Origin of the sequence: Staphylococcus caledonicus (genome assembly GCF_016238465.1) — a bacterium.
GTDB classification, from domain to species: Bacteria; Bacillota; Bacilli; order Staphylococcales; family Staphylococcaceae; genus Staphylococcus; species Staphylococcus caledonicus.
This window is the reverse complement of the sequence record NZ_JABTXV010000003.1, coordinates 60257-72584: the sequence shown is the minus strand read 5'-3', so window position 1 is coordinate 72584 and position 12328 is coordinate 60257. Positions and strand designations below refer to the sequence as shown.

Below are 12328 nucleotides of genomic sequence, written 5' to 3'. Positions count from 1 at the left end.
CGTTTTGAATTAACCTTCTTTTTTAAGTACGCGAGCCATTTCTTCAATTTTACCTGCATGTAATGGCACGTGAATGGCGTTTAATACTAATAATTCGTCTAGTGTTTTACAACCGGCAATCGGTTGTTCTAATTCTTGAGCGAGTTGTTCATCAGTTAATTGTTTAGCACGTTCTGGAAGTGTTGTTAAATCTTTTTTAATGTCCTCAATTGATGGAACGTCTTGTCCTTCCCAATCTGCAGGACTTGAACCATAACCGAATAATTTAGTGTATTTTTCTACATCTACTGCATTTTGGTTACCTAGTGATAAGGCAGAATCAAATATCGTTAATACATGGCCGAATTGCCAATGTAACGTATTTGGGAAGAAATTATCCTCTTTATCTAAAACTTGTTCGACATTCCAATTATCATAAACTGATAATATATAGTTCACGCCAGTTTCCACGACATCATAAACTGTTTTATTACTCATCATATTCTTCCTTTCTGCTAAAGATTTAACTTGTAACACTAATTAATTTACCCGAGAATCAATATTTTCAATCAGAGAAGGTAAGAAAGGGATTTTTAATAATAGCTCGGTATTTATCTTAGAAAATCATAAAATTGCCCTATCACACCAATTTATGTAACAGGGCAGTTTAGTAATATTAGGAAGTTTTATGGCTTTGATCGCTCACTATCAAGCCTAAAAACGAAATGGCTAGAGTAATAAAATTTTTCAAAAATAGTTAAGGTTTAATCGCGAATGCACGTACTGGGAATCCTGGTGCGTCTTTCGGTTTTGGACTAATCGCATAGATGACTGCACCACGCGTAGGCAATTGATCTAAATTTGTTAGTAATTCGAGTTGGAATGTGTCCTGTCCAAGAACATAACGTTCTCCTACGATATCGCCATTTTTAGCTGTATCGACAGAGGCATCAGTATCAAATGTTTCATGCCCGACTGATTTCACACCACGTTCTTCGAGCAAGAATTTTAAGGCATCCAGTCCCCAACCTGGTAAATGTTGGTTTCCTTCTGCATCTTTATTTTCGAATTTCTCAATATCTGGCCAACGTTTTGACCAATCTGTACGTAATGCCACGAATGTACCTGCTTCAATACGTCCGTTATCCGCTTCCCATTGTTCTAAATGATCACGTGTTACGATGAAGTCCGCATTTCCAGCTGCTTCTTTTGAAAAGTCTAAGACAATAAGAGGCAAGACTAATTCTTTCAAATCTAATTCTTCTAGATAGCGTTTATTCTCAACGAAATGGATTGGCGCATCAATATGGGTGCCATATTGAGTCACAATATTCCAGCGTTGCACATAAAAACCATCATCTTTAACAGTGAATAGCGTCGAAACTTCGCCTTTTTCAAATTCACTGAAACGAGGAATCTCTGGGTCGAACGTATGTGTTAAATCAACCCATTGAGCCTCTTTTAACTGATTCAATTAATCCCATAATGGATAATTGGTCATAATTATCACCACTTTAACTGTTTATGATTTAAAAACAAATTTTAATAGAGAAGGGGGAGCAGAGCAGGAATCTAATGCCCGCTCCTAGAGTACAAAATATTAATAACTCATTTGAGACCCCACTCTTCAAAGCTTAACATGTTCGCTAAATCTTATGCTGGTTGGTTATTATTCTCTGCACGTTTTTTACGAACTGTATTTACAAGTACTGTTAACGCGTCTTTAACTTCTTCTTCTCTACGTGTTTTTAAACCACAGTCAGGGTTAACCCAGAATAATGAACGGTCAATTTGTTGTAAAGAACGATCGATAGCTGTCGCAATTTCTTCTTCAGTTGGAATACGTGGGCTATGAATATCATACACACCTAATCCAATACCTAAATCATAGTTAATATCTTCAAAGTCTTTGATTAAATCCCCATGGCTACGAGATGTTTCGATTGAGATAACATCTGCATCCAATTCATGAATCGCATGGATAATTTGACCAAATTGAGAATAGCACATATGCGTATGAATTTGAGTTTCATCTTGAACCGAAGATGTCGCTAATTTGAATGAATTAACTGCATCTGCAAGGTAATCTTCATGATATTCAGAACGTAATGGTAAACCTTCACGTAATGCTGGTTCATCAACTTGAATGACTTTGATACCTGCTTCTTCAAGTGCTAATACTTCTTCATCAATAGCTAAGGCGATTTGGTCTTGTACTACTTTACGTGGGACATCGACACGTTCGAATGACCAGTTTAAGATAGTGACAGGACCAGTTAACATACCTTTGACAGGTTTGTCAGTTAAACTTTGCGCATAAACTGTTTCTTTGACTGTTAATGGTTCAGTCCATTTTACATCTCCGTAGATGACTGGTGGTTTAACCGCACGAGAACCGTATGATTGTACCCAACCAAACTTAGTTACTAAGAAACCTTGGAGTTTTTCACCGAAGAATTCTACCATGTCGTTACGTTCAAATTCACCATGGACTAAGACATCTAAACCAATGTCTTCTTGAATTTTAATCCAACGTGCAATTTCGCTTTCTAAGAAATTGTTGTACTCTTCATCTGAAATACGTTTGTTTTTCCAATCCGCACGATATTTACGCACTTCTCGAGTTTGTGGGAACGAACCAATTGTAGTAGTTGGTAAATCTGGTAAGTGTAAACGCGCATCTTGTGCTTTTTTACGTTCAGGGAATGGTGATTTACGAGTTGTTGGTACGCTATTGTAATCATATTCAAGATTTTTAAATGATTGACTTTGGAAACGTTCATAACGCGCTTTTAAATCATCATATTTTTTACTGTCATCGTTATTAAATAAACGTTTTAATGCATCTAATTCATCTAATTTTTCAGTAGCGAAACTTAAACCTTCTTCGATAGCTTCATCTAATGTTTCATCGTCTAATGATACAGGCACGTGAAGTAATGAAGATGAAGGTTGGATAACGATATGATCAGTATAGTTTTGTAGCGTTTCAACTAATTCTTTTTTAGCTTCAATATCTGCAGCCCACACGTTACGACCGTCAATGATACCAGCGTATAATGCTTTCTTAGCATCAAAGTCACCCGCTTCAATTTGTTTTAGGTTGTAGCCATTATCATGTACGAAGTCTAAACCTAAACCACCGACAGGAAGTGAACTTAAGAATTTCACATTTACACGTTCAAAATATGTTTGAATTACTAATTTATCCCCTAAGTTAGCGTCTGCAAAGTAGTCATAAGCTTCTTTAGTAATTGTTTCATAGTCTTCGCTTTCGTCAGTCATTAGGACAGGTTCATCGACTTGAATGAACTCAGCACCTGCATCTACTAATGATTGAAAGACTTCTTTATATAATGGAAGTAAGGTTTTAACTTTTTCCTCGAACGTTTGATTTCCACCTTTAGAAAGTTTGACGAAAGTAATAGGTCCTACAATCACAGGGTGTGCATTAACGTTTAAAGATTTCGCATAATTGAAGCGGTCTAATAATACATTACGGTTCACTTTAGGATCTACATTGTCCCATTCAGGTACGATATAATGATAGTTTGTATTGAACCATTTGATTAGTGCGCTCGCAACATGTTCTTTATTACCACGTGCAATATCAAATAGTAAGTCATCATTCACTTCGCGACCTTGGAAACGTTCAGGGATGATGTTGAATAATAATGATGTATCGAGAATATGGTCGTATAATGAGAAATCTCCGACAGGTACACTATCTAAATTGTAATTTTTTTGAAGTAATAAGTTTTCTCTGTGTAAGTTTGTTAATGTTTCATCTAATTCAGCTTTGTCGATTTTTTTAGCCCAATAGCTTTCGATTGCCTTTTTCCATTCTCTTTTTCTACCTAGTCTTGGGAATCCTAAATTTGAAGTTGTAATTGTTGTCATGATATTGCCTCCTTGTTTTGGGTAATTGCTTTAGAATATGCTGCGAGTTCTAATGAATAATCGACGCGTTGGAATGGGGTAATGATATATAATCCGTTAAAATATTCATGCACGGTATCGATTAATTCTTTAGAAAGTCTAAGACTCAATTCTTTTGTTTTCTCTTTATCATCTTTTACTGCTTTAAATTGATTTAATACGTCTTCGGACATTTTAATTCCGGGCACTTCGTTATGTAGGAAAAGTGCGTTATTGTAGCTTGCGATTGGCATAATACCTATGAATAATGGTGTATTAAGATGTTTTGTAGCCTCATATACCTCTTTAATTTTCTCCTTACTATACACAGGTTGTGTGATGAAATAACTCATGCCAGCCGCCACTTTTTTCTCGAGCCGTTTCACCGCTCCGTCGAGTTTACGAACGTTAGGGTCAAACGCGCCGGCGATGTTGAAGTTGGTATGTTTCTTCAGCGCATCACCGTCAGTATTGATACCTTGGTTAAAGCGTAATGCAAGTTCGGTTAATCCTTTTGAATTCACGTCATAGACATTAGAAGCGCCGGGCAGGTGACCTACTTTCGAAGGGTCTCCGGTAACGGCTAAGATTTCATTAACACCTATGAGTGATAAGCCCAGTAAATGTGACTGTAATCCAATCAAGTTACGATCCCGACATGTAATGTGGACGAGTGGCTCAATATCATATCTTTGTCGAATGATACTTGCTGCGGCGATATTGCTAACACGTACCGTTGCTAATGAATTGTCTGCGAGTGTTACGGCATCGATGTTAGCCTCATCTAATTTGCCTACATTTTCAAAGAAGAGATCGGTATCAAGATGTTTAGGCGTATCTAATTCCACGATGACTGTTGGGCCATTTTTAACTTTAGTCGTTAAATTATGCTTGTAAGTGTGGGTCCGCGAATGATTTGTCTTACGATTGATGGGAATCACTTTCTTATCGCTTACAGGCTTTAAATCTTTAACGGATGATTTGATATAGGCGATATGTTCAGGTGTGGTACCGCAACATCCTCCGATAAGTCTTACGCCTTCATTTATCAATTCTTGAGCCACATCACCAAAGTATTGTGCGTTATCGCTATACTTAAATTCACTATTCTCAATATCTAGTAGGCTGGCATTTGGATAACATGAAAGGTATGCATGTTCTGGCAATTCGATATGTGAGAACGACCGTTGCATGTGATGTGGGCCGTGATGACAATTCAGACCTACTACATTAGCGCCACATTCGACTAATTGCTTGAATGCCTCGTTAATCTCGGTGCCGTCCACCAAATAATTGGTATTCGACGCTGTGAGTTGGGCGATAATTGGAATATCATATTTGCGACGTGTCACCGTGACGATATTACTCAGTTCTTCTAAGTCGTAATACGTTTCGAAAAGTAAGCCATCAACGCCTTCTTCAACGAGTGTATCGATTTGATTTTCAGCATGGTATTGTATGGTCGATAGGGGTAAGTCTTCTTGTTTTAAACCTCTGAAACCTCCTACCGTACCAAGTATGAAAGTGTCGGGTTTAGCTGCACGTTTCGCAATTTGTACGGCCGCTTTATGAATTTCTTTTACTTTGTGTTCTAGACCAAAGGCTTTTAACTTTTCAAAATTAGCCCCGTACGTATTCGTTTGAATAATGTCTGTGCCTGCTTGAATGTAAGAACGATGGATGCGTTCTACTTTCTCAGGGTGTGTCAGGTTGTACGCTTCCGGGCAAGTATCGAGCCCCTCTGAGTAGAGGATTGTGCCCATTGCACCGTCAGCTACTAAAACGTTGTTCTGTAATTGGTTCAATAATCGACTCATTGAAGGCCTCCTTTAATGCGTAGTTGATATCTGCAATCAACTCTTGAGGTTGTTCAAGCCCTACGCTTAATCGGAATAAGCCGAATGTAATACCACGTTCACGTCGAATGTCTTCTGGTACAGCTGCATGAGACATAGTCGCAGGATGGGAAAGAATTGTTTCAACCCCCCCTAAGCTCACGGAGACTAACGGCAAGGTTAAGGCATTCACAAAATCTTGTGCCTTTGATTCGTCTTTCAAGCGGAAACCAATGACAGCACCGCCACTAATTGCTTGTGATCGATGTAATGCATTGTTTCCTGGATAATATACTTCGGCAATTTCCTCTCTGTTGCTTAAAAATTCTACAAGTTGTTCAGCATTAGATGTTGATTGCTTAAATCGAATTGGTAATGTCTTTAAGTGTTTCGCTAGCGTCCAACTGTCATGTGCTGAGAGCGCAGTACCTGTGCCATTTTGTAAAAGGTAAAGCGCATCAGCAATATCCTTGCGATTGGTAATCGTTGCGCCGGCGATAATATCGCTATGACCGCCTAAAAATTTAGTAGCGGAATGAACGACGATATCAGCGCCCAGTGCGAGTGGTGATTGTCCTAGTGGCGTCATGAATGTATTATCTACTGCTAGGAGTAGGTCATGTCGTTTAGCGATATTAGCGACAGTTCGGATATCAGTAATCTTGAAACATGGATTGGACGGTGTTTCTACGTAAATTAATTTCGTATTAGGTTGTATGGCTGCTTCAATTTCTTCAGGAACCGTCGCATTAACCGTTGTGAATTGAATGTTGAAGCGGTTGAGTATTTGACCGGTTAATCTAAACGTTCCACCATAGACATCGTCTGGTAAAATGACGTGATTATCTGCTTGAAGCGTTAATAATACGGCTGAGATGGCTGCGATACCTGATGCGAAAGCAAAGGCATATTTGCCACCTTCAAGTTTGGCTAGCTTTTCCTCGAGTAATTGACGATTGGGATTACCACTTCTCGCATAATCGAATTTTGCGTTGCCTCCAAGCACTTTTTGATGAAATGTTGAAGAATCATAAAGTGGAGGATTGGCTGAATCGTAATCTACTCCTCTATGCGTATCGAAAATAACTTCAGTTTCTTTGGATAAGCTCATGAAATCACTCCTACTTTAGAATTCTCTAGTGCTTGAATAATGTCGGATTCAATATCGTTATAATCTTCAATTCCAATGGACAATCTAATTAAATATTCATCGATGCCGCGTTTATCTTTTTCTTCATCGGGCATATCTACATGTGTTTGCGTATAAGGGAACGTTATAAGTGTTTCTGTACCACCAAGACTCTCTGCAAAGATACAAATTTCTAAATTTTCCAAAAATTTACCAACGTCGTAGGCCTTATTTAGACGTAAACTTAACATTCCTGTTTTGCCGCTATATAATACTTCATCAATCGCTTCTGAAGTTCTACATCGTTCCGCGAGCTTTCTTGCGTTTTGTTGTGAACGATCTAGCCTTAAATGAAGTGTCTTTAATCCTCGTTGAAGTAAATAACTGTCTAGAGGAGATAATGTTGCGCCAATCATATTATGAAACTGACCGAGTTGCTCAGCTAACTCTGGATCTTTTACTGTAACGACACCGGCTAATACATCGTTATGCCCACCAATATATTTCGTTGCTGAGTGAAGGACAATGTCTGCACCTTCTTCTAGCGGTGTGGATAGATAAGGCGTTAAGAACGTATTATCGATAATCGTCAATAAGTTATGTTCCTTACTGAGTACATAATATGGTGTGACATCAATTTCAATCATTTGTGGATTTGAAATTGGCTCTATGAAAAGGGCTCTTGTGTTAGGTGTAATATGTTTTACAACGTCTTCATAGTTTAAGAAGTCCACATAGATAAATCGAACGCCATATTGTTTCTCATAATAATCGAATAATCTAAATGTGCCGCCATATAAATCAAAAGCAACTAACACCTCATCGCCTGGCTTAAATAAGTTACAAATTAGTTGTACAGCTGACATCCCACTTGAAGTGGCGAATGAAGCGATGCCGCCTTCTAATTTCGCAAAGGATTCTTCAAATGCTGAGCGTGTAGGATTTTTAGTCCTCGTATAATCATAACCAGGTGACTGACCAAGTTGAGGATGTTGATATGCAGTAGATAAATAGATGGGATTGGCAATTGCACCTGTTGAATCTTGCGTTAATGAAATTTGTGCTAATTGTGTCTCTTTCATTTCAAACCCTCCTGTTATTTCGTTTCAATAAAAAAAGCTCCCGTCCTTTAAACCCGATAATTATCGGATGTAAAGGACGAAAGCTTGTTTCGCGGTACCACCTTTGTTTATTACTTTATTACTAAAGTAACCTCAAACAGTACGCCAAATATGTTAGATTGCGATACTGAACAGGTGGTCACTGTATATCGTTAGAAAATAATGTAACGCTTGTTGAACGCATACATTAAAAAACTCATTTAGCTTGGGGTAAGTAAATGAGTATTAACGATAGGATAGTGACGTAGTAGATTCCAGTACGCCATTAAACATAAATGTTAATACTGTATCGCTATAACGGGCGATCCCGTTGATACCTCGTATTGGCATCAACACTCAAAGGCCATTTTCAAACTCTCTTTCAATGTCTCTTCTCAGCACAGGAGACTCTCTGTATTAGCAGTGTAAGTTCTACTTTCCTTATTACAGTGTGTAATTTGTATTTTTTTAAGATATTTCATAGCTTACAGACTTAAATTACATTTGTCAATAACTTTTCTGAAAATTGTGATTAGAAAGTTAACTCGGAAAGTGGCTGAAGTATTGATAGAGTTGAGATAACGTCTTAGAAAAAAATTTATATTTTTTCTTTAACTCAGTTTGAAGTACTTGTAGAAACAAGCCATAATTTTTAAAATTAATAGGTGCATGTAAAGAGTTGGGTTCTATATAGGTTTTTTATTACTAATGTTTAACCATGAATTGAAAATGTAAAATTTTATAGATTGGAATTGGAGAACCCTATAGTATTAAAAAATAAAGAAATTGAGATAATCGTCGTTAATTCTAAGGGAAAGGGGGAGCAATGAATGAAATATGAAGAAGATGAACGCTTACAGCCCAAACAACATGAACAAATACAAAAAATAACTATTGCCGATATTAAAGCAAATCCATACCAACCACGTAAAACGTTTGATGAAACGAGATTAAATGAGTTAGCGGATTCGATTAAACAACATGGGATCTTGCAACCTATTGTTTTACGAAGAACGGTACAAGGATACTATATCGTAGTCGGTGAAAGACGCTTTCGAGCATCTCAAATAGCAGGACTACAAGAAGTACCCGCCATCGTGAAAGACCTCTCTGATGCAGATATGATGGAATTAGCCATTATAGAAAATCTTCAACGTGAGAACCTTAATGCAATTGAAGAAGCGGAAAGTTATAGACGTTTAATGGACGATTTAGGGCTTACTCAACAAGAGGTCGCAAAACGGCTTGGAAAATCTCGGCCGTATATTGCTAATATGTTGAGATTATTGAACTTGCCCAAAGAAGTGTCGCAGTTCGTTAAGGATGGGAAACTTTCCGGTGCACATGGACGAACGTTGTTAGGTATTAAAGACATCGAGACGATGAAAAGAATAAGTAAACAAGCCATTAGAGAAAATTGGAGTGTCAGATACTTAGAAACAATCGTTAATGAGTTACAAGACGAAAGGCAGTCTAAAGATGAGAAGAAGCAACCAGTACTTAAACCTAAATTTATTCAAAAACAAGAAAGAATATTAAAAGAAAAATTTGGCACGCGAGTTGATATTTCAGCTGGTAAAAAGGTTGGTAAAATTACGTTTGAGTTTGGCTCAGAAGACGAATTTAGAACGTTAATTAATAAGTTAAATGAAAAATAAACGGTGTGAGTTTCGTTTAGATGTAGAAAGAAAGCTTGGAAGAAATATAGATTGCAAGCTAATTTGTAACTAAAATTAAAACTCAAGACGGATACATTGTATAGGAGATAAATGTATAATTATTTAATTATGAAACGAACTTAAAGGGAGGTTGCTTTCGAATGAATCAGGTCAAAAGTGTGTTATCGTCATTATTTGAACCTTTAACTAAAATAGAAACTTATGAAAATTTAGCTATTAAAATCGCTTTAATTATTATTTATATTATAGTGGCACTAATAGTAACACGTATTTTAAATAAACTTATTGAACAAGCATTTAAAATGCAAAATAGAAGTACTAAAGGGAATAAAAAACGTTCTCGCACATTAATTTCGCTCGTTCAGAATGTAGTAAATTACATAGTATGGTTTATCGTCGTTACTACGGTATTAAGTAAATTTGGTATTAGTGTTGAAGGTATTATCGCCAGTGCCGGAGTAGTTGGTTTAGCCGTTGGTTTCGGTGCACAAACAATCGTTAAAGATATCATTACAGGTTTCTTTATTATTTTCGAAAATCAATTTGACGTAGGAGACTATGTTAAAATCAATAGCGGTGGTACAACTGTAGCTGAAGGTACAGTGAAATCAATTGGATTAAGATCTACACGAATTAATACAATTACAGGTGAGTTAACTATCTTACCTAATGGTAGTATGGGAGAAATCACCAACTATTCTATTACAAATGGTTTCTCCATTGTGAAAGTCCCAGTGTCAGTCGAAGAAGATTTAGATAAGGTAGAAAAACGATTAAATAAATTATTTACGGCTATGCGTAGTAAGTACTATCTATTTATTACTGATCCGGTTGTCGAAGGTATTGAATCATTAGATGAAACTAAAGTAACATTTAGAATCTCAGCAGAGACGATTCCAGGTGAAGGTGCTTCAGGTTCAAGAATTCTACTTAGAGAAATTCAAAGAGTGTTTGTACAAGAAGGTATTAAATTACCACAACCGATTTACATTAAAAATAATGATAAACAAAGCTAATTCTAATTATCTTTGGGGGTAATTTCATGACGTCAAATTATGGAATAAATGATATAGTAGAGATGAAAAAACAACATGCATGTGGAACAAATCGCTTTAAAATTATTCGTATGGGTGCAGACATTCGTATCAAATGTGAAAATTGCCAAAGAAGCATTATGATTCCACGTCAGACGTTTAATAAAAAATTAAAGAAAATATTAGTATCCAATCAAGATACAGAAGGTAAGGAGAATGATTAATGGCTTTAACAGCAGGCATCGTAGGTTTACCTAACGTAGGGAAATCTACACTATTTAATGCAATCACAAAAGCGGGTGCGTTAGCAGCAAACTATCCATTCGCAACAATCGATCCAAACGTAGGAATTGTCGAAGTACCAGACGCGCGTTTAAATAAATTAACTGAAATGGTAGAACCTAAGAAAACTATTCCTACCGCATTTGAATTTACTGATATCGCCGGAATTGTTAAAGGCGCTTCAAAAGGTGAAGGTTTAGGTAATAAATTCTTATCACATATTCGCGAAGTTGATGCAATTTGCCAAGTAGTACGTGCATTTGACGACGACAACGTTACACACGTGTCAGGACGCGTAGACCCATTAGATGATATTGAAGTTATCAATATGGAATTAGTATTAGCAGATTTAGAATCTGTCGAAAAGCGTTTACCTAGAATCGAAAAAATGGCTCGTCAAAAAGATAAAACAGCAGAAATGGAATTACGCATTTTATCTAAAATTAAAGAAGCATTAGAAAATGGCGATCCAGTACGTAGTTTAGAATTTAACGATGAAGATCAAAAATACGTGAACCAAGCTCAATTATTAACATCTAAAAAAATGTTATATATTGCTAACGTTGGCGAAGATGAAATCGGTAATGAAGAGAATGAAAAAGTTAAAATCATTCGTGACTATGCAGCTAAAGAAGATTCTGAAGTTATCGTAATTAGCGCAAAAATCGAAGAAGAGATTGCTACTTTAGATGATGAAGACAAAGAAATGTTCTTAGAAGATTTAGGTATTGAAGAACCAGGCTTAGATGTTCTAATCAAAACAACTTATGATTTATTAGGTTTATCAACTTACTTTACTGCAGGTGTACAAGAAGTACGTGCATGGACTTTCAAACAAGGTATGACAGCGCCACAATGTGCGGGTATTATTCATACTGACTTTGAACGTGGATTTATTCGTGCTGAAGTGACAAGTTATGATGATTACGTTGAAAATGGCGGAGAACAAGGTGCTAAAGAAGCGGGTAAACAACGCTTAGAAGGCAAAGATTACATCATGCAAGATGGCGACATCGTTCACTTTAGATTTAATGTATAGAACTATATTTTTAAGGTAAGGCATGAGATTTCATGCCTTATTTTTTTTGATTGAAAAATAAAAAGCAATGTAAGTATCATGTGGCTTGAGTGACAGAGAAACTTACATTGCTTTTAAATATATGAGAAATCTCATTCTATCTTAAAAGAACGGTATAATTTTACTTGCTTCAATAATATCTTTGGTGCTAAAAAACTGTTTACCTTCACCGGTATAGGCTGGTTCAAGAATCATATTGGCTTTCGCACAATATAGCCATTCTGGATTGATACCGCAATTTAAGACTTCTTGAAATTCTTGGAATTCTTTATTCCAATCTAAATCTAATTGCAT

The 12328-nt window shown here is 36.6% G+C and carries 11 protein-coding genes and 1 other annotated feature; of the genes, 4 read left to right on the top strand and 7 right to left on the bottom strand.

Annotation, left to right across the window (positions count from 1 at the left end; translation table 11 throughout):
* Positions 1-9: 9 nt before the first annotated feature.
* The 6 genes from HS848_RS10080 to HS848_RS10055 all read right to left on the bottom strand — a co-directional run bounded on the left by HS848_RS10080 (position 10) and on the right by HS848_RS10055 (position 7943).
* Positions 10-477, bottom strand: a complete 468-nt coding sequence (locus HS848_RS10080) for a bacillithiol transferase BstA (RefSeq protein ID WP_198612224.1) — start codon at positions 475-477, stop codon at positions 10-12.
* A gap of 259 nt (positions 478-736) precedes the next feature.
* Positions 737-1453 (bottom strand): cyclase family protein, encoded by a 717-nt coding sequence (locus HS848_RS10075; protein ID WP_232806160.1) that lies wholly within the window; start codon positions 1451-1453, stop codon positions 737-739.
* A gap of 179 nt (positions 1454-1632) precedes the next feature.
* Entirely contained in the window at positions 1633-3879 is a 2247-nt protein-coding gene (gene metE / locus HS848_RS10070; RefSeq protein ID WP_198612223.1) for a 5-methyltetrahydropteroyltriglutamate--homocysteine S-methyltransferase, read from the bottom strand.
* A complete protein-coding gene (locus HS848_RS10065) occupies positions 3876-5714 on the bottom strand; it encodes a bifunctional homocysteine S-methyltransferase/methylenetetrahydrofolate reductase (protein WP_198612222.1) in 1839 nt (612 codons plus the stop codon). The genes metE and HS848_RS10065 overlap by 4 nt, the downstream gene beginning before the upstream one ends.
* Positions 5668-6843: a cystathionine beta-lyase MetC gene (metC, locus tag HS848_RS10060; RefSeq protein WP_198612221.1), complete on the bottom strand. Its 1176-nt coding sequence runs from the start codon at positions 6841-6843 to the stop codon at positions 5668-5670. Before metC ends, HS848_RS10065 begins: the two co-directional genes overlap by 47 nt.
* Positions 6840-7943, bottom strand: a complete 1104-nt coding sequence (locus tag HS848_RS10055; protein WP_198612220.1) for a PLP-dependent transferase — start codon at positions 7941-7943, stop codon at positions 6840-6842. Before HS848_RS10055 ends, metC begins: the two co-directional genes overlap by 4 nt.
* Before the next feature lie 69 nt (positions 7944-8012).
* Positions 8013-8418: a binding site (T-box leader), on the bottom strand.
* Positions 8419-8791: 373 nt separating this feature from the next.
* Between HS848_RS10055 and HS848_RS10050 the strand changes: the two genes are divergently transcribed.
* The 4 genes from HS848_RS10050 (at position 8792) to ychF (ending at position 11995) form a co-directional block, all read left to right on the top strand.
* On the top strand, positions 8792-9619 hold the full coding sequence (locus HS848_RS10050; RefSeq protein WP_198612219.1) for a ParB/RepB/Spo0J family partition protein: 828 nt from the start codon (positions 8792-8794) through the stop codon (positions 9617-9619).
* 161 nt (positions 9620-9780) lie between these two features.
* Complete coding sequence (locus HS848_RS10045) at positions 9781-10656, top strand: mechanosensitive ion channel family protein (RefSeq protein ID WP_198612218.1); 876 nt, start codon at positions 9781-9783, stop codon at positions 10654-10656.
* Between the two features lie 26 nt (positions 10657-10682).
* A complete protein-coding gene (locus HS848_RS10040) occupies positions 10683-10898 on the top strand; it encodes a DUF951 domain-containing protein (protein WP_103166507.1) in 216 nt (71 codons plus the stop codon).
* A complete protein-coding gene (gene ychF / locus HS848_RS10035) occupies positions 10898-11995 on the top strand; it encodes a redox-regulated ATPase YchF (protein WP_198612217.1) in 1098 nt (365 codons plus the stop codon). Before HS848_RS10040 ends, ychF begins: the two co-directional genes overlap by 1 nt.
* 141 nt (positions 11996-12136) lie before the next feature.
* Here the strand turns inward: ychF and HS848_RS10030 are convergent, their stop codons facing one another.
* The gene (locus tag HS848_RS10030) at positions 12137-12328 is read right to left on the bottom strand and encodes a hypothetical protein (protein ID WP_107507688.1); all 192 of its coding nucleotides are present in this window, start codon (positions 12326-12328) and stop codon (positions 12137-12139) included.

Excerpts from the sequence above, each read along its gene's own strand:
- HS848_RS10080 (WP_198612224.1), bottom strand. The coding sequence starts at position 477 with ATGAGTAATAAAACAGTTTATGATGTCGTGGAAACTGGCGTGAACTAT.
- metE (WP_198612223.1), bottom strand. The coding sequence starts at position 3,879 with ATGACAACAATTACAACTTCAAATTTAGGATTCCCAAGACTAGGTAGA.
- HS848_RS10065 (WP_198612222.1), bottom strand. The coding sequence starts at position 5,714 with ATGAGTCGATTATTGAACCAATTACAGAACAACGTTTTAGTAGCTGAC.
- metC (WP_198612221.1), bottom strand. The coding sequence starts at position 6,843 with ATGAGCTTATCCAAAGAAACTGAAGTTATTTTCGATACGCATAGAGGA.
- HS848_RS10055 (WP_198612220.1), bottom strand. The coding sequence starts at position 7,943 with ATGAAAGAGACACAATTAGCACAAATTTCATTAACGCAAGATTCAACA.
- HS848_RS10050 (WP_198612219.1), top strand. The coding sequence starts at position 8,792 with ATGAAATATGAAGAAGATGAACGCTTACAGCCCAAACAACATGAACAA.
- HS848_RS10045 (WP_198612218.1), top strand. The coding sequence starts at position 9,781 with ATGAATCAGGTCAAAAGTGTGTTATCGTCATTATTTGAACCTTTAACT.
- HS848_RS10040 (WP_103166507.1), top strand. The coding sequence starts at position 10,683 with ATGACGTCAAATTATGGAATAAATGATATAGTAGAGATGAAAAAACAA.
- ychF (WP_198612217.1), top strand. The coding sequence starts at position 10,898 with ATGGCTTTAACAGCAGGCATCGTAGGTTTACCTAACGTAGGGAAATCT.
- HS848_RS10030 (WP_107507688.1), bottom strand. The coding sequence starts at position 12,328 with ATGCAATTAGATTTAGATTGGAATAAAGAATTCCAAGAATTTCAAGAA.